General features: G+C 42.6%; 19 protein-coding genes and 1 pseudogene. 14 read left to right on the forward strand and 6 right to left on the reverse strand.

Going from position 1 to position 17,407, the window contains the following annotated elements; all coding sequences use genetic code 11:
- Positions 1-84: 84 nt before the first annotated feature.
- Positions 85-633: a TetR/AcrR family transcriptional regulator gene (locus JCM19038_RS19230; RefSeq protein ID WP_042420986.1), complete on the forward strand. Its 549-nt coding sequence runs from the start codon at positions 85-87 to the stop codon at positions 631-633.
- A complete protein-coding gene (locus tag JCM19038_RS19235) occupies positions 630-1,241 on the forward strand; it encodes an MBL fold metallo-hydrolase (RefSeq protein ID WP_042420987.1) in 612 nt (203 codons plus the stop codon). Before JCM19038_RS19230 ends, JCM19038_RS19235 begins: the two co-directional genes overlap by 4 nt.
- Here JCM19038_RS19235 and JCM19038_RS19240 read toward each other — a convergent pair.
- Together JCM19038_RS19240 and JCM19038_RS19245 are read right to left on the reverse strand one after the other, a co-directional pair.
- Positions 1,242-2,337 (reverse strand): annotated as a pseudogene (locus JCM19038_RS19240) (NAD(P)/FAD-dependent oxidoreductase). It abuts the gene before it with no gap.
- Entirely contained in the window at positions 2,334-2,915 is a 582-nt protein-coding gene (locus JCM19038_RS19245; protein ID WP_042420988.1) for a class I SAM-dependent methyltransferase, read from the reverse strand. Before JCM19038_RS19245 ends, JCM19038_RS19240 begins: the two are co-directional and overlap by 4 nt.
- 105 nt (positions 2,916-3,020) lie before the next feature.
- On the opposite strand from JCM19038_RS19245, the gene JCM19038_RS19250 reads away from it, so the two are divergent.
- Positions 3,021-4,202, forward strand: a complete 1,182-nt coding sequence (locus JCM19038_RS19250) for an MFS transporter (RefSeq protein ID WP_042420990.1) — start codon at positions 3,021-3,023, stop codon at positions 4,200-4,202.
- A 19-nt stretch (positions 4,203-4,221) separates the two neighbouring features.
- On the opposite strand, the gene JCM19038_RS24660 is transcribed toward JCM19038_RS19250, so the two are convergent.
- Positions 4,222-4,350: a hypothetical protein gene (locus JCM19038_RS24660; protein WP_255343406.1), complete on the reverse strand. Its 129-nt coding sequence runs from the start codon at positions 4,348-4,350 to the stop codon at positions 4,222-4,224.
- A 273-nt stretch (positions 4,351-4,623) separates the two neighbouring features.
- On the opposite strand from JCM19038_RS24660, the gene leuS reads away from it, so the two are divergent.
- Entirely contained in the window at positions 4,624-7,041 is a 2,418-nt protein-coding gene (leuS, locus tag JCM19038_RS19255; protein WP_042420992.1) for a leucine--tRNA ligase, read from the forward strand.
- A 46-nt stretch (positions 7,042-7,087) separates the two neighbouring features.
- Here the strand turns inward: leuS and JCM19038_RS19260 are convergent, their stop codons facing one another.
- Positions 7,088-8,344 (reverse strand): NAD(P)/FAD-dependent oxidoreductase, encoded by a 1,257-nt coding sequence (locus tag JCM19038_RS19260; RefSeq protein WP_042420994.1) that lies wholly within the window; start codon positions 8,342-8,344, stop codon positions 7,088-7,090.
- Between the two features lie 296 nt (positions 8,345-8,640).
- Here JCM19038_RS19260 and JCM19038_RS19265 point away from each other — a divergent pair, with 296 nt between their 5' ends.
- From JCM19038_RS19265 to JCM19038_RS19295, 7 genes are all read left to right on the forward strand, one after another.
- Positions 8,641-9,057 (forward strand): secondary thiamine-phosphate synthase enzyme YjbQ, encoded by a 417-nt coding sequence (locus JCM19038_RS19265; RefSeq protein WP_042420996.1) that lies wholly within the window; start codon positions 8,641-8,643, stop codon positions 9,055-9,057.
- The gene (locus JCM19038_RS19270) at positions 9,054-9,401 is read left to right on the forward strand and encodes a hypothetical protein (RefSeq protein WP_042420997.1); all 348 of its coding nucleotides are present in this window, start codon (positions 9,054-9,056) and stop codon (positions 9,399-9,401) included. Before JCM19038_RS19265 ends, JCM19038_RS19270 begins: the two co-directional genes overlap by 4 nt.
- A 10-nt stretch (positions 9,402-9,411) precedes the next feature.
- Positions 9,412-9,873, forward strand: coding sequence for a DUF6884 domain-containing protein (locus tag JCM19038_RS19275; protein ID WP_042420998.1), 462 nt, complete (start codon positions 9,412-9,414; stop codon positions 9,871-9,873).
- Positions 9,874-9,988: 115 nt separating this feature from the next.
- Positions 9,989-11,602, forward strand: a complete 1,614-nt coding sequence (locus JCM19038_RS19280; protein ID WP_042420999.1) for a polysaccharide biosynthesis protein — start codon at positions 9,989-9,991, stop codon at positions 11,600-11,602.
- 65 nt (positions 11,603-11,667) lie between these two features.
- Entirely contained in the window at positions 11,668-12,846 is a 1,179-nt protein-coding gene (gene ftsW / locus JCM19038_RS19285; RefSeq protein ID WP_042421000.1) for a putative lipid II flippase FtsW, read from the forward strand.
- Complete coding sequence (locus tag JCM19038_RS19290; protein WP_042421002.1) at positions 12,846-13,505, forward strand: hypothetical protein; 660 nt, start codon at positions 12,846-12,848, stop codon at positions 13,503-13,505. Before ftsW ends, JCM19038_RS19290 begins: the two co-directional genes overlap by 1 nt.
- Positions 13,502-14,218, forward strand: a complete 717-nt coding sequence (locus JCM19038_RS19295; RefSeq protein WP_238554499.1) for a pseudouridine synthase — start codon at positions 13,502-13,504, stop codon at positions 14,216-14,218. Before JCM19038_RS19290 ends, JCM19038_RS19295 begins: the two co-directional genes overlap by 4 nt.
- Positions 14,219-14,272: 54 nt before the next feature.
- Here the strand turns inward: JCM19038_RS19295 and JCM19038_RS19300 are convergent, their stop codons facing one another.
- Both JCM19038_RS19300 and cysK read right to left on the reverse strand, forming a co-directional pair.
- Positions 14,273-14,488: a DeoR family transcriptional regulator gene (locus JCM19038_RS19300; protein WP_042359704.1), complete on the reverse strand. Its 216-nt coding sequence runs from the start codon at positions 14,486-14,488 to the stop codon at positions 14,273-14,275.
- A gap of 209 nt (positions 14,489-14,697) precedes the next feature.
- A complete protein-coding gene (cysK, locus tag JCM19038_RS19305; RefSeq protein ID WP_042421003.1) occupies positions 14,698-15,633 on the reverse strand; it encodes a cysteine synthase A in 936 nt (311 codons plus the stop codon).
- 157 nt (positions 15,634-15,790) lie between these two features.
- Between cysK and thpR the strand changes: the two genes are divergently transcribed.
- The 3 genes from thpR to JCM19038_RS19320 are packed head-to-tail and all read left to right on the forward strand — an operon-like array spanning position 15,791 to position 17,402.
- Complete coding sequence (gene thpR, locus JCM19038_RS21405) at positions 15,791-16,330, forward strand: RNA 2',3'-cyclic phosphodiesterase (protein WP_052362027.1); 540 nt, start codon at positions 15,791-15,793, stop codon at positions 16,328-16,330.
- Positions 16,331-16,336: 6 nt separating this feature from the next.
- On the forward strand, positions 16,337-16,717 hold the full coding sequence (locus tag JCM19038_RS19315) for a CidA/LrgA family protein (protein ID WP_042421005.1): 381 nt from the start codon (positions 16,337-16,339) through the stop codon (positions 16,715-16,717).
- Positions 16,710-17,402 (forward strand): LrgB family protein, encoded by a 693-nt coding sequence (locus JCM19038_RS19320; RefSeq protein ID WP_042421007.1) that lies wholly within the window; start codon positions 16,710-16,712, stop codon positions 17,400-17,402. Before JCM19038_RS19315 ends, JCM19038_RS19320 begins: the two co-directional genes overlap by 8 nt.
- Positions 17,403-17,407: the final 5 nt, after the last annotated feature.

The following is a 17,407-nucleotide window of genomic DNA, read 5'->3' on the forward strand; positions in this document are numbered from 1 at the left end:
CTCCATAAAGGAGTTGCTTTTTTTGTGAGCGTTTTATATGATATAACCATCGGTTAGTAACCATTGGTTATGAGGTGGAGTAGAATGGATAAAGCTAGACAACGAATTATGAAAGCAGCAGAGCAACTTTTTGTACAAAAGGGGTTTAATCACGTGTCAGTACGTGAAGTTGCAAGCCGTGCGAAGTGCTCACATACGAGCATTTACGTCTACTTTAAGGATAAACATGCTCTATTAGAAGCAATTGCTGAAAAGCCGCTTGCTACGTTACATGCTTCATTAGTTGAAGCAAATGATCTTTATGAATTAGCAGAGCGTTTTGTGACATTCGGATTGATTCATCGCAACTTGTATCCATTGATCATGACGACAGAAGCACAACGTTTAGATGAGGGGATAAATCATGAGTTAAATGAATGGCGCTTAATGTTATTTACTGAATTAAAAGAGAAGATTCTAGCGGAGAATGATCAATCATGTTCAATGGACGTTGCCCGTATGGTTTTTTATCAACTACATGGAATGATTATGACGTACGTGACAAGTGAAGAGACAGTTGAGGAGTTGCTAGAGCGTCTGCGACCGTTGCTTAGACATAGCGTCAGACGATTATGTGAGGGGGAAGGTACATGAAACAGGTTCAAATTTCACCATCGGTCATGAAGTTAGAGTTCTTCATCGGAATTAAAGTAAGCGTTTGGATAGTTAAACATGATCAAGGAGTTCTTCTCATTGATTCAGGGCTTGGAATATTCTCGCGAGCGATTACGCAACAAATTGGACTGATCGGAGAATTAACAGAAATAGTACTTACCCACGGTCACCCAGATCATATTGGTGGGGTGAAGGCAATATCAAGAGAGGGTATAATACCCGTCATGGTCGATGAGAGGGAGTTGCCTTACATCTTTGGAGAAAAACCATATCCCAACAGAAAAAAAGCACAGAAGCCGATTGCAATTAAAGAGGTTAAACCACTGGATGATGAAGGTTTGCTAGAAAAAGGTTTACGGGCATTCTATACACCGGGTCATTCTCCAGGTCACACGTGTTTTTATCATGAAGCGGAAGGTGTTCTCATTGCAGGGGATCTCTTTACTAGTAAAAAGGGAAAGCTTCAAGACCCAGTACCTGCATTTACAGCTGATATGGATCTTGCAAAGCGAAGTGGCAAAGACGTGCTTCAAGTCGTTTCACCCGCTGTCGTTTCACCGTGTCACGGGAAAGACGTTTGGTTGTAATTAGTTGTGGACCGCAAGTTGATAACGGTTCACATCAAAATCAAGCTCATTTCCTTGTGCCATTTCTGACAGTACACTTCCTAAATACGGACCGACGGTTAACCCGCTTGCGCCTAATCCGTTCGCAAACAAAATGTTGTTTGCTTGTGGAATATACCCGAAAGAAGGTAAAAAGTTGGCTGTAAACGGTCGGAAGCCAACACGAACTTCTTGTACAGCGAATAGTTTCATTGCTTCTCCGTGTGAGAATGCTTGGTCAAGAATCGAAGAAACACCGTGGGCAGTTGGATACGGGTGAAATTCGCTCGTATCTTCATGAGTGGAGCCAATCACAACGGTACCGTCAATGTTCGGTACGAAGTATTGCGTGCCAGGTGGCATGATAACCGGAGGTTGTTGCTTGAATGGCTCCTTTGCTTTGAGATGGATGATTTGCGCTTTTTGGTGGGTCACGAGTGGCTGTATACCAAGTGCATCAGCATTCATTGCCCCAGGCGCCTGTCGTGACGATGAGTGTGTCATAGCCTAGTTCCTCACCGTCTACGTAAAGCTTGTCCGAAAACGTAGCTTCCTTGAACAAACAAGTTGCTCCGAGTTTTTCCGCAGCTTTGAGCGTTGCGTTTCGTATAGCGCGACCGTCTACTTTAGCACCGCCACTAACGTGAAGGGCGTAGTCGTAATTTGAGAGGTGAGGGAAATAGTCTTGAATCGCTTCCGCACTCGTAATCATTGTTAACTCCCCAATTTCAGGAGCGAGTTCCTTCTTTTTTAGGACGCGGTCGTACATTTTAGTAAGTGAGCGCTCATCTTTATGAAGGGCAAGTGTTCCAACTTGATCGTACCCAGTCGTAGATTCTCCGAGTTCATGAAGTTCGTGAATATAGGTCGGATAATAGCGAGCGCCATTTTGTACGAGATAATACCAATCTTTGTTACGGCGTTGTGAAAGCCATGGAGACACAATACCAGCAGCGGCATCGGTTGCTTGTCCTGTGTCAAAACGATCAATAATCGTGACGTCATGTCCAGCTTTTGCAAGGTGATAAGCAGTACTTGCACCTAGAATTCCAGCGCCAACAACGACATACTTGCTCATAGGAAATCACCTTCCCGGCGTTTTTCTAAAGCGACGATAAATGGTGCATCGTTTTTATGGTTCATAAACTCATATTTAGCAACGAGTACGTGTTCATGAGATAGGTTTCGAATATAAGCAAGAAGTTGGTCCTTTTCTTGTTTGCCTTCTTCATGTCCATGGTAGACGACGAGGACAATCGTTCCTTTCACTGGCATCATCGTTAATAATTGTTCAATCGCTTTCACGGTTGTTTTGCCAGTAGTCGTTACTTCTTTATTGCTTCCGGGTAAGTAACCTAAGTTAAAAATCGCGGCCTTTGGTCGATCGTCTTTGCAATATTGTTCGATCTTGTCATGGCTATCATGAATCAATGTGACACGATCTGTGACTTGTTCTTTTTCCAATCTTTTACGTGTATTTATAATGGCAGTTTCTTGTACATCAAAACTATAGACTTTGCCTTTCTCTCCTACGAGGGAGGCGAGAAATAACGTATCATGACCGTTGCCAGCGGTCGCATCAATGGCTGTGTCACCAATCGAGAGGCTATCGCTCATTAATCGTTTTGCAAAGGGCAGTATTTGTGGTAGTGACAATGAAATTCTCCTCTCTTCGTTGTAGAAATAGTGTACCACGACTGAATTGCCAATTTCCTAGCATTCATTGTACACTGATGGTCGGTACTAAAGGTAGGTGGGGATATGCCGAAGATCATTTGGCTATTAATTATCGGAATGAGTACGAATGTAATTGCTTCATCGTTTTTATGGCCATTAAATACGATTTACATTCATGAACAACTAGGAGAGCCGCTATCTGCAGCAGGTGTTGTGCTGATGATGTATGCGGGGGCAGGGGTCATCGGAAACATTGTCGGTGGACGGTTGTTTGATGTAATTGGTGGTTATAAAACGCTCGTCATCGGAATGACATTTGCACTTGGCTTTGCAATATTACTCGCTTTTAATCATGAATATTATCAATATATGGCATTTTTGACTGGGATCGGACTCGGTCACGGCATGATCGTGCCGGTATTTTATTCACTTGCAGGTTCTCTTTGGCCGGAAGGGGGCAGACGACCATTTAATGCGATGTACGTTGCACAAAATGTCGGGGTTTCAGCAGGTACAGCGTTAGCTGGAATTGTCGCAGCATTTCATATTGAAATGATTTTTGTTGCTAACAGCATCACGTACTTGGTGTTATTTTTGTTTGCAGTTATTGCATACAGAGGGATTCAAGAACGATCAACATCATCGGCACAAGTACAAAAGAGCAAAAACTTCAAACAACAGAACATGTCAGCCCTTGCGATTTTGTCTGTTGGGTTTCTAATCTGCTGGGTCGCTTACGTTCAATGGTTGTCGAACATTTCTGTACATATGCAAAGTTTGAACATTGATCTCTATTACTATAGCTTGCTTTGGACGTTAAATGGTTTGCTGATTGTTATCATGCAACCAGTGATGGCGATCGTTGTTCGTAAATGGGTAACAACGCTAAAAGCACAACTTATTACGGGAGCAATTATATTTGCAGGGGCATTTCTCGTATTAACACAAGCAGAAGTGTTTACTGTGTTTTTACTTGCCATGATTATTTTGACGTTCGGTGAGTTATTCGTCTGGCCAGCAGTTCCGACGATCGCGAACAAAATGGCGCCAAAAGGAAGTGAAGGGTTTTATCAAGGTATTGTAAACAGTGTCGCTACTGGGGGGAGAATGATTGGACCACTTCTTGGTGGGATGATTGTTGATCACTACGACATGCATACGATGTTCTTTGTTATTCTAAGTCTCTTCATTATTGCAATTATTTCATTTGCAATGTACGATCGGCCGTTACGTAAATCAAATAAAAAGCTGCCTCTTCAATCGTAAAGTGAAGAGGCAGCTTTCCTTATTCATAGCGTGGCACAGGATGTCTTCGTAAATAATCCCGAATTGATTGTTTGAGCTTACCGGTTAGTTTTTTGCGACGGGCTTGTTTCTTTGATTTCGCTTTGCCCATGGATTCCACAGCTACCACGGTCTTCACTCCCTTCACGAAAATGTCTTGTCTCTTTAGTATACGCTTAATTTATAGAAAATGCTTCTTAATCTAGAATTTCTCAAAAGGTTAGGATAATGAAAGCTCGCAAATGCTTGACAGCCTTGACATTGACAGATTTCGTGCCTACAATGGCAATATCAAGAAATCCGTCGTTATGGATGGTTTTACACTTTTCGATGACGTCTCCGATAAGGAGATTTTTTTTTAGACATTACACATACTTCACTGTTGACAAAGGAGGCACCCCTTATGGCCTTTTCACATAAGGAGATTGAAAAAAAATGGCAAACGTTTTGGGAGTCGAATAAAACGTTTCGTGTGGATACAGCTGACCACTCACGCGAGAAATTTTATGCGTTAGATATGTTCCCTTATCCGTCAGGAGCGGGTTTACACGTTGGACACCCTGAAGGGTACACAGCGACAGATATTTTATCGCGAATGAAGCGTATGCAAGGGTATAACGTATTGCACCCGATGGGTTGGGATGCATTCGGTTTACCTGCAGAGCAATATGCATTAGATACGAATCAACACCCGAATACTTTTACACAAAAGAACATCAACACCTTTAAGCGTCAAATCCAAGAACTTGGGTTTTCTTATGACTGGGATCGTGAAATTAGTACAACGGATCCAGATTATTATAAGTGGACACAGTGGATTTTTATTCAACTTTACAAAAAAGGATTAGCCTACGTTGATGAAGTAGCGGTGAATTGGTGCCCAGCACTTGGAACCGTACTTGCTAATGAAGAAGTCATTGACGGTGTTAGCGAACGTGGTGGACATCCTGTTGAACGACGTCCAATGAAGCAATGGATGCTCAAGATTACCGAATATGCCGATCGTCTCCTTGACGATTTAGATGAATTAGATTGGCCTGAAAGCATTAAAGATATGCAACGCAACTGGATTGGAAAATCCGCTGGCGCTGAAGTTCGTTTCCAAATCGATGAGCACAATGTTGATGTATTTACGACGCGTCCAGATACACTCTTTGGTGCAACATACATGGTGCTTGCACCAGAACATCGCCTCGTTGACCTCATTACGACTGACGATGCCCGTGAATCTGTGGAAGCCTACCGCAAGAAAGTAAGTACGAAAAGTGACTTAGAGCGTACCGATCTTGCAAAAGAGAAAACAGGTGCATTCACAGGTGCTTATGCTACGAACCCAGTGAATGGCGAACAGGTTCCGGTTTGGATTGCTGATTATGTGCTTATTAGTTATGGAACAGGTGCGGTTATGGCGGTCCCTGCTCATGACGAGCGCGACTATGAATTTGCTAAAACGTTCGACTTACCGATTCGTGCAGTTGTGAGTGGCGGCAATATTGATAAAGAGCCATACGTTGGTGATGGTGATCACATAAATTCAGAGTTTCTTAACGGTTTGAACAAAGATGATGCGATTCAAACGGTCATTGAGTGGCTTGAGAAGAACGACTATGGCCAAAAGAAAACGACGTACCGTTTGCGTGATTGGTTGTTTAGTCGTCAACGTTATTGGGGAGAACCGATTCCAATGATTCATTGGGAAGACGGTACGATGACGCCGGTTGATGAAAGTGAGTTGCCATTAACCCTTCCTGATTTGGACGAATTTAAGCCATCAGGAACAGGGGAATCACCGCTTGCCAATGCAAAAGACTGGCTTGAAGTGACTGATTCTAAAACGGGAATGAAAGGTCGTCGTGAAACGAATACGATGCCACAATGGGCAGGCAGCTGTTGGTATTATTTACGTTTTATCGACCCAGACAATGATGAAGCCCTTGCCGATCCTGAGAAGTTGAAAACTTGGCTTCCAGTCGATATTTACATCGGTGGTGCGGAACATGCCGTTCTTCACTTGCTATACGCTCGTTTCTGGCACAAAGTTCTTTACGACATCGGTGTTGTACCAACGAAAGAGCCGTTCCAACGTTTGTACAACCAAGGGATGATTCTTGGTGAGAACAACGAGAAGATGAGTAAATCAAAAGGCAACGTCGTCAATCCAGATGAGATCATTGAAACGCATGGCGCGGATACGCTTCGTATGTATGAAATGTTCATGGGACCATTGGATGCATCAATTGCTTGGTCAACAAATGGACTGGACGCATCAAGAAGGTTCCTCGATCGTGTGTGGCGTTTACTCGTTACTGAAGAAGGAAAGCTTGTGGATACGGTTGTTGATGATGCTGCGAGCGATCATTCACTCTTACCGATTTATCACCAAACCGTTGCTAAAGTGAGTGATGACTTTAAAAACTTACGATTTAACACGGGGATTAGTCAGTTGATGGTGTTGATTAATGCGGCATACAAAGCAGACACGTTACCGAAAGTTGCGATGGAAGGTTTCGTAAAGATGCTTTCGCCAATCGCTCCACACGTAGCAGAAGAGCTATGGCAAAAACTTGGTCACACAGGCACAATTTCGTATGAAGCTTGGCCAGTGCATGATCCTGCTTACCTCGTTCAAGACGAAGTAGAAGTTGTCGTTCAAGTAAATGGCAAAGTACGTGCCAAGCTTGTCATGTCAAAAGACGCGACAAAAGAAGAGATGCAAGAAAGCGCCTTAGCTGATGAGAAAGTCGCTAGCAACATTGAAGGCAAAACGATTCGCAAAATCATTGCCGTACCAGGAAAACTCGTTAACGTTGTTGCGAATTAATAAAAAGCCCGTCAGTAGCTTCTTAGCTACTGACGGGCTTTTGCATTTATTCAGCGGTTGCAGCGTTCAGTCCGGCAGTATAGCCAGTTGAGAAAGCAACGGTAATGTTAAATCCACCTGTATAGCCGTGAATATCAAGCACCTCACCGCAGAAGTACAAGCCTTCTTTTTGCTTAGAAGCCATCGTTTTAGGTACGATTTCTTTGATTGAAACGCCGCCTCCAGTAACGAAGGCTTTTTCAATGGAAAGTGTTCCGTTCGCAGTAAATAAAAACGCCTTAGTAAGTTCGCTTAACGTTTGCAATTGTTCATGACTGATTTCTTTGAGTGGTGTTGTTGAATCAATTTGTGCTCGGTTTAATAGCGTGAGTAAATAGCGCTCTGGTGCAAAGTTCGCTAGCGCGTTTTTACTAGACCTAGCCCCATCGGTTTCTTTGTAAGAAAGCAATTGTTGCTGTAAAGAAGCGACAGTCTCTTCAGGATATAAATCGAGACTTAACGTAACCGGGCTTTGTTTGTTCTTTTTACGTTCTTTTACGACGTACTGACTACAGCGAAGTGCGGTTGGACCACTAATTCCGAAGTGCGTAAACAACAAATCACCCGTATGCGTGACGATTTTCTTTTGTTTCTTGTTTAAGACGGTTAGGGCAATATTTCGAAGCGACAATCCTTGCATTGACCGATTTTTTATGAAGGTCTCGTTCGACGTAATTGGAACTTCTGTAGGATAGAGATCCGTAATGGTGTGTCCTGCGGACTTTGCAAAAGGATAACCGTCCCCAGTGCTGCCCGTATGGGGGACGCTCGTTCCACCCGTTGCGACAATGACGGCATCTCCTTCAATTGTTTTTCCAGATTCCAATTTGACTCCAGTTACGTGCTCTTCGTTGATTTGCAATGATTTCACACGTTCATTCGTTCGAATGGTTACCTTAAGACGGTGTATTTCTTTTAACAACGTATCCACGACGGTTTTTGCGCTATCGGTAACGGGGAACATCCGACCCATATCTTCTTCTTTCAATTGGATGCCTAACCCTTCGAAATAGTGAATGATGTTTTCATTGTTCCAAACGGAAAACGGGCTGTACATAAACTTCCCGTTGCCTGGAATAAATGAAATCAATTCACTTTCATCCATTCGATTGGTGACGTTGCATCGACCACCACCTGATATCGCTAGCTTTCGACCGAGTTTATTGCCTTTGTCGACGAGCGTGACCTTCGCTCCGTGTGTGGCGGCAGCAACGGCTGCCATTAACCCTGAAGGTCCTCCACCGATTATAATGACTTTTCTCATAACGTACTCCTTTTACATCCGTTCATTCGTTATTGAATGATAACACGGAACGAGCGGAATTTCCTAATTCATTCAGCAATGACCACAGAAAGAAAGCTGAAACAAAATACTCTGAATTTGAAACCTGTTCAACCATGTAATCGTACTTTACGTATGGCTTTATTATTGAACATACTGGTGGAAAATACGAAATAAATGCTTCTATATTCCCAGTAATAACTAGTTTTTACCCATGTTATACTAAGAATAGATTATTTAACCGTCTACTCTGAAAATATGAACAAATGAGGTGAAGCATGGAACAGATTACGATTCATAGTCGCACTCATAGTGAAATGATCGATATTACCTCACAGATTGAACAGTACATTACGCAAAATAATTATGATCATGGCATTGTGTACGTGTCTAATTTGCATACGACAGCCGGAATTACGATCAACGAAAATGCCGACCCCGATGTAAAGACCGACTTTTTAAGACGTTTGGATGAAGTGTATCCTTGGGAGCATCCAGAGGATTTGCATGCAGAGGGAAATACAGCCGCTCATTTAAAAGCGAGTACTGTTGGAGCCACTCAAGCAATTCTCGTGGAAGATGGTAAGTTAGTGCTTGGAACGTGGCAAGGCGTTTATTTTTGTGAATTTGATGGACCGAGAAACTCAAGACGAGTGGTACTTTCGTTTGTCCAGTCAGAAGGAGGTCGCGTATGAGTCGAAGAGGAGGTAGACCAAGAGCGTCTTCTCGTTCGAGAAGACCATCTAGTCGAGGTTCGAGTGGTCGTTCAACGAGTCGTCCACGTACAAACCGTCCATCTAGTCGCCCGAGCACAAGTAGTGGTGGAGGCTATCGCCCGAAAGCATCAAGCAGTGGTGGAAGTGGTGGAGGTTTCCTAAAAGGTATGGCAGTAGGGAGTATGATGGGGCGAGGTCGAAGGAGAAGACATATGGGTGGAGGCTATTACAACAGAGGCGGCAACGGAATGGGTTTAGGTTGTTTAGCAGGAATCGTTATTGTCGTTTTAATCGGGATCATTTTCTTGCTCTTAACGAATTGAGGTACGAATCATGAACGGAAGTTTGCACGTTATTCCGTGTGGGAAGAAGAAAATCTGGGATGTGGATTCTACGCACCCACCTGCTTATGCAAAAGATGCTTATGTCGGTACATTCCACCGAATTTGTCGCCACTACGTGCACCATTTTGAAGTTGACTGGGTGATTCTTTCAGCGAAGTACGGATTCCTACTCCCAAATCATATCGTTTCACATAATTATGATTTAACATGGAATGCGTCACATAAAAAAGAATGGATTTCAATGGAGCGTTTACGAAATCAAGTGCAAGAAGAAAAGCTTCATAATTATGAGCGAATTGTCTTGTTAACTGGGAAGAAGTACGAACCGATCGTTCGTAACATTTTTGGAGCGTGTTTTCCTGTTATTCGTCCCCTTGACGGGGCAAGAGGAATCGGTGACATGCAAGCAATGTTGAAACGTTCGATCGAACAAAACGTCAAATTATGTTGAGAAGCGACAACGATGATAAAGTTGTCGCTTTTTTGTAAGCAGTCATCTTTAATAAGATATGGTAAAATGCGTAAGATGGACGTTTGTTTTCTCGGTGAAGGGTGCGTAGACAATTATGGCAGAAAGTAAGTTAGTCCGAGGAACAATGATGCTAACAGGGGCAACGTTGTTTTCACGGTTACTCGGATTGTTATACATATTTCCATTTACATTAATGGTCGGTCAACAAGGAAATGCTTTATATTCTTACGGTTATCTTCCGTATACGTTGTTGCTCAGTTTATCAACGTTAGGAATTCCGATGGCAGTATCTAAATTCGTTGCCAAGTACCACGCAGTTGGCGATTATGAAACCGGTCATCGACTGTTTCGTTCAGCACTAATTGTAATGGGGATTACAGGGGTAATCTCATTTCTATTACTCTTTTTATTAGCACCACAAATTGCGGCGCAAGTCGTTGCTGATGATGGGACCGGGAATCGACCAGAAGACGCAACATTTGTTATTCGTATGGTAAGCGTCGCGTTAATTATTATTCCAATTATGGCAGTCATTCGTGGATACTTCCAAGGGTTCCAATCGATGGGACCAACGGCAATTTCACAAGTCGTTGAACAAATTTTCCGTGTCGGTTTTATTCTCGTTGCGACATTCCTTATTTTACAAGTAGGAAATGGCTCGCTCGGGACTGCCGTTGGTTTTGCGACATTTGGTGCATTTATTGGTGGATTAGGCTCATTTCTTGTCTTGTATTATTTTTGGAGAAAGCGCAAGGCAGGAATTCACCAATTAGTAAGCGAAACAAAGAGACAAGGAGAGCCGTTGCCACTTGGCGGCATGTACAAAGAATTGATTCGTTATGCGTTGCCACTTTCGTTTGTAGGACTGGCAATTCCACTTTACCAATTAATTGATATGTTTACGTACTCGAGTGCGTTGGAAACGTATGGATTTACAGGTCAAGAAGCGGAGAGCGCATTTGGTATCTTTGCTAGAACGAGTCACTCAGTCATTCTAATTCCAGTGGCAGTAGCAACGGCCATGTCAGTAAACATTATCCCAGCCATTACCCGATCGAATACAAACGGCGATCGTGATGAGATGAATGCATACATGACCAAGTGTTTTTACATTATCTTATTCTTTACCGTTCCAGCAATGGCAGGACTCATGATATTGTCGACACCAGCGTTTGCGACATTGTTCGGGATGGATGACTATATTCTCGGTGGTCAGATTCTACAAATGTACGCGCCAGCTGCAGTTTTGTTTTCACTATTTGCTGTAACCGCAGCGATGTTACAAGGGATGAACAAGCAAAAGCAAGCGATCATGGGGCTTGTCATTGGGCTCGTTATTAAATTGAGCCTCACGTACATTCTTACTGTTTTGTTTGGTGTTGGTGGAGCGATTGTCGCTACGTTACTTGGTTATAGCACTGCAATCGTCTACAACGTCGTATCAATCCGAAAAGCAACGAACTATGAAGTGAATCAGCTTAAGCGTCCTGCACTAAAAGTAGCGTTGATTACAGTAGTTATGGTCGTTGCCGTAGCAATTGTGCAAGCAGGTGGTCAACGCGTGTTTGATGCATCAACACAATTAGGAATGGTTTCTATTCTAGCCTTCGGTGTTGTTACAGGCGGATTATTGTATTTCGTTCTGGCTGTACGTACGGGGTTAGCAGCAGATGTATTGGGAGATCGTTTTACTTTGTTAAGAAAATGAAATCTGCTGTAATTGGTTCAGCGTGTTACACTGAAATTTGATTTTATTGTAGGTGGGTGAAAAGGATGCTGGCACGTTTTAAAGCCTTTGATTGGATATTTATCAGTGCTGTATTTGCTTTAGCTGTCTTCGGTCTTCTGATGGTATATAGTGCTAGTTATCCTGCTGCAATTAACAGCGGTCAACCAGCCACTGCGGTCGTATCAAGACAGCTGATGTTTTTTGTTATCGGTATCGTATTGTTTGTTGTAATCATGAATTTCAGATACCAATTTTTTAAGAAGTTAAGCCCGTTAATCATTATTGCGTCATTGATTCTCTTGTTATTAGTTCCGATTATCGGTCTTGAAGATAAAGGGGCGACGAGGTGGATCTCCATTGGAGGGTTTACGCTTCAGCCATCTGAGTTTGTAAAGCTTGGCGTTATTATCTATTTGGCGTCTGTCTACTCGAAGAAACATAAATACATTAATCGTTTTATACAAGGGGTCTTGCCGCCGCTCGTCATCGTCGTCTTTTTGTTCACGTTAATTTTGTTGCAACCGGATTTAGGTACAGCAATTGTGATTTTGATGGTTACGGGGATTATTATCTTTTTGTCAGGTGCAAGACTTCGGCATCTAATTATGCTCGGAGCACTTTCTTTAACGTCAGTCGGTATTCTAATTACGCAAGAAGAGTATCGAATGAACCGGATCTTTGCTTTTGTAGATCCGTTTGCTCATCAAGATACACACGGACACCAGTTGATTCAATCGTATTATGCGATTGCTAATGGTGGGGTAACAGGTACTGGATTTGGACAAAGTGTACAAAAACTAGGCTATTTACCAGAGCCACATAACGACTTTATTTTATCGATCATTTCAGAAGAAACGGGCATTCTCGGTGTTGGATTTGTCATTCTTTGCTTCTTAGTAATAGGATTTCGTGGGATTGTCATCGGTAGTCGGTCGAAAAGCGTGTTCGGCTCATTGCTTGCATACGGAATTGTGTTTATGTTTATGTTCCAATTCATCTTTAATGCGGGAGCCGTAAGTGGAACGTTGCCAATTACAGGGATTACGCTGCCGTTCGTAAGTGCTGGAGGTTCGTCACTGATCGTTTCTTTCGTTGCTGCAGCCATCGTTGCGAACATCTCAAGGCAGAACACGAAAGAACAAAACCAAGAGCACATTGAAGGCATGGAAGATGAAGAACCAACACTAACTGTTGTTCAAAACAAGAAGATGGGGGCAAAATAATGTTGATTATAGGCTATGGTCGATTAGGACAAGCAATTGTCGGCATTTTAACGAACCATCAAACAGAACGCGTACACGTGTACAATCGAACGAAAGATAAATTAGCAGGTGTGCAAAACGTAGATGTCATCGACCCTCAGTCGTTTAAAGATTATCATGATGTATTGCTTGCAATTCCGGCTCATGCATATGAGCCGTTTTTTTCCATGTATCGATCATTTTTCTCGTCAACGTGCCGGTTTTATTATACGGCTACCGCGCTAATGCATTCGGACGTCGCACCACTTATAGAAGAAGAACAGACGATGATTCCGTGTAAGTTGTTAGGTCATGCTCGGGTTGCATTACAAGAACGAGAAGCGGTATTTGCACTTCAAACAAAGCAACAGGTTTTGAAGTTCAATGAGCTAACGTCATCCGCATTTACCGTTATTGTAGGTCATGAAGACGCCGTTAGAAAGGCAAATACAATTGCTACTGAAGAAAGCTTGCGAGGGTTAAAACGCATGGAAGAGCGTATGAGCGAAACGTCAATTTCCGATGAGATGCTTCGCGCTGTACAAGCTCAAATACCAAATGGTATTGCGAAGGCGCATTTGCAAAACGACCACGGCCACTTTGCAAAATCACTATTACAACAATGGGAGCGACGAAGATGAGTGAAAGTAGCATGAGAATTGATAAATTTTTAGCAAATGCGAACGTAGGCTCAAGAAGTGATGTGAAGAAATTAATCAAAAAAAAGCTCGTCCTCGTAAATGACATCGTAGTTTCTGATGCAAGTTTTAAAGTGGATGCATCGACAGATGAAATACAAGTGAACGGGAAGTCGATTACGCTAAGAACGTCACCGAGCTATTACGTCATGAACAAAAGAAGTGGTGTCGTTACAGCGACTAAGGATCACCTCCATAAAACGGTAATGGATGATTTACATGTCGGCCTACGTGAGCAACTCTTTCCTGTCGGTCGTCTAGACAAAGATACGGAAGGACTACTTCTTTTAACGAGCGATGGGGATTTTGCTCATCGCTTAACGTCGCCAAAGCATGACGTCGAAAAAGAATATGCCGTTGGGCTAGACGCGTTGCCGCTTAAAGAAGATCTTCTCCGAATTGAAGATGGACTTGAGTTAAAAGACGGAAGTCATACAAAACCAGCAAAAATTACAACGAGCAATCATCCAGATTATACGTTGCATATTACGATTACTGAAGGTAAGTATCATCAAGTAAAACGAATGTTTGGAGCGATCGGTCGTAAGGTTGAGCGTCTAAAGCGTGTCAGGATTGGCTCGCTTTCGTTAGATGATCGTCTAGCTGCAGGCGAATACCGTGAGCTCACAACAGAAGAGGTTGACCAACTGAAGTAAACAAAAGAAAGCCAGCACATTTGTGCTGGCTTTTCAAAATTTCTACACGTATGTTTACGAAGCTTTAACTTTCTGCTTTGTGGTCCACTTGCCACGACTGGGACTATGAACTAGATTATTGTATTCTAGTACGTTTAAGTCACGCTGGATCGTACGTTGTGTGATGCCGAATTCATCAACCAGTTGTTGTGTGGTTACCGTGCCTTCTTTTCGAATGTACAAGTAAATTGACTTAATTCTAATAAGCATACGGTCGGTTGAAGTTCGCAAAAAACCACTCCTTCTATAAAAATAGAATCAAGGGGACGCGTACGTTCTCTCTTTCTTTGCAATAACGCGGCACTGCACAGATCCAGGAGACCAAAAGTGTATATGAAATTGTGTTGACAGGTCTTAGGCTGGCCAGTGTTCCTGATTCAAGATCCATTATACTACACGATTATTTGAGAATCAAAACATCTTTCCTCTATCAATGTGGATTACGATTCGAATTGGAACAAGTCTGTAGAAAGGTATCGCTCACCAGTATCACAAGCAATGGCGACGACAACTTGTCCAGGTTTTAACGTTTTTGCAAGTTCTATTGCTGCAAAACAAGCAGCACCAGAAGAAGGACCAACGAGGATGCCTTCATCACGAGCTAATTTGCGAACCGTATCATAGGCATCTTCGTCACCAATGCGATCAATGTCATTGTAGACGGATTGATTTAGAATAGGTGGAATAAACCCTGGTGACGTACCTACAAGTTTGTGAGGACCTGGTTTACCACCTGACAATACTGGAGAACCTTTCGGTTCTACGACACGAATTGTGATGTCAGGATAATGTTCACGTAGCGTTTCCCCTGTTCCAGTAATCGTTCCACCGGTACCAGATGCTGCAACAAAACCAGCTAGTGGCTTATTCAGGGTTTCAACATCACTCACGATTTCAAGTGCTGTCGTTTTTCGATGAGCATCAGGATTCGCTTCATTCTCAAATTGCATCGGTATAAAGCTATTGTCGATTTCTTTTGTGAGCTCATGTGCTCTTGAAATTGCACCAGGCATTTTCTTATCTCCTGGCGTGAGAACGACTTCAGCACCATATGCTTTTAGAAGGTTAATTCGTTCTTGTGACATCGTGTCTGGCATCGTTAAGATACAACGATAACCACGGACGGCAGCGTTCATTGCGAGGCCAATGCCAGTGTTGCCTGACGTCGGCTCAATAATAACCGTGCCTTCTTTTAGATGTCCGCTTTCTTCAGCTTGCAAAATCATTTCTCGTGCAGCGCGGTCTTTCACACTACCGCTAGGATTTTGGTACTCCAGCTTTAAGTACACATCTGCACTTCCTTCTGGAACAATGCGATTCAGTTTAACAAGAGGTGTGTTACCTACAAGTTCGTCAATTTGATTGTATACGGTCATTACGTTCACTCCAACTAGTTATAAGTTAATGGCGATTAAACAAACTGTTCTTATAGGTATTATAACGGAATTGAATGGTCTACGAAAGAAAGGCGTATTCCTAATTTACAAAATGTACGGTAGGATAGTGAGAACTGCTACAGAAGGGTGAGTCATCATGGCAACGCATTATTTCTTTGGAATTCATGTACCAAAAGAGACACGAGCAATGATTTTAGCAAACCGTGAATTACAAACAGCCATACTACCATTTAAAAAACAGACACATCCGAGTGATTATCACATTACACTCAAGTTTTTTGGTCAATTATCCGATGAGTTACGTAACGAACTCATTCAGTCAGCGAGCGAACTAGCGAACAAACTAAAACCTTTTATGATTAATGTTGAAGGCATCGAAACATTTGGTTTAAGAAACGCTCCGCGAGTTTTATACGTAGAAACAAAGTTAAATCAGTCATTAGCACAATTACAAACCATGATTGAAGATGAAGCAAAGCGATTAGGAATTGCCAAAGAAACGCGGCCATACACCCCGCATATTACCGTTGCAAGGCGGTTTAACGGCCAAGCGTTTACACTGCCTAAAACACAAATTAACGATCGGCTACACGTCGTAGATTTTCGTTTATATGAAGTGCGTCCGAATTTTATCCCTCGTTATCACACGGTTTCACAATTTACATTAAAAGGGTGAGGGATGATGAAGGTAGTGAAAGACTTCTCGTTTTTGCTTTTACAGTTAGCCGTTCTCGTGCTTTTTTATTTTATAGGGATGATGATGAGTAGTTGGATTCCATTTCCAATTCCAGGAAGTGTAATTGGGATGCTGCTGTTGCTACTTTGTCTTCAGTTCAAGGTTATAAAAATCCAATGGGTCAAAAAAGGTGCAACATTATTAATCGTACATATGCCTTTGTTATTTATTCCAATTCTTGCTGGACTCATACAACATTTAGATTTGCTTCGCGCACATGGGTTAACGCTCGTTGCAATTACAGCTTTAAGTACGTGGATCGTATTAGCAACTGCTTCATTGCTTAGTCAATGGTTGTTAAAGAAGCAGGTGAGCAGCAATGAATGAGCTCATTATGAGTGTATGGTTTATTGCGATTACACTTTTAATTTACATGGCTGCTCGTAAATTAAATACGGTTCACAAAGCGTTGTACACGATGCCGTTTTTAACCGGTACGATTGTCCTCGTTATGTTTCTTATTTTTTCGAATACGTCGTACGAAGCATACTCATTAGGTGGAGCATGGATTGAATTTTGGTTAGGACCGGCAATCGTTGCACTGAGCATCCCGCTCTATGAGCAACGAAAGACATTATTAAAATTTATCATTCCGCTCGGTGTACCAGTCGTCCTAGCAACATTTCTCGGAATCGTGACAGGTGTTAGCTTTGCAGGAATTGCTGGACTTAGTGAAGAATTGATGTATTCAATTTTACCGAAATCTGTCACGACACCGATCGCGATGGATATCGCGAGTATTTTAGATGGTGATCCATCCATTGCTGCGTTACTCGTCCTTGTCGCTGGCGTTAGTGGTGTGTTATTTGCAGATATTACGTTCCGCATTTTCAAGATTGATCAGAACTTAGCAAAAGGAATTGGACTCGGTGCAGCGGCTCATGGAATTGGTACAGCAAATGCGATGGAGAACGGTCAAGTTCAAGGGGCGGCAAGCTCCGTATCGATGACGTTGTGTGCCATCTTGCTGTCGATTTTTACACCAATCATTGCACTCGTTTTCATGTATTAAGGAGG

The sequence above is a fragment of the Geomicrobium sp. JCM 19038 genome (assembly GCF_000698125.1).
Lineage (GTDB): Bacteria > Bacillota > Bacilli > Bacillales > Marinococcaceae > Geomicrobium_A.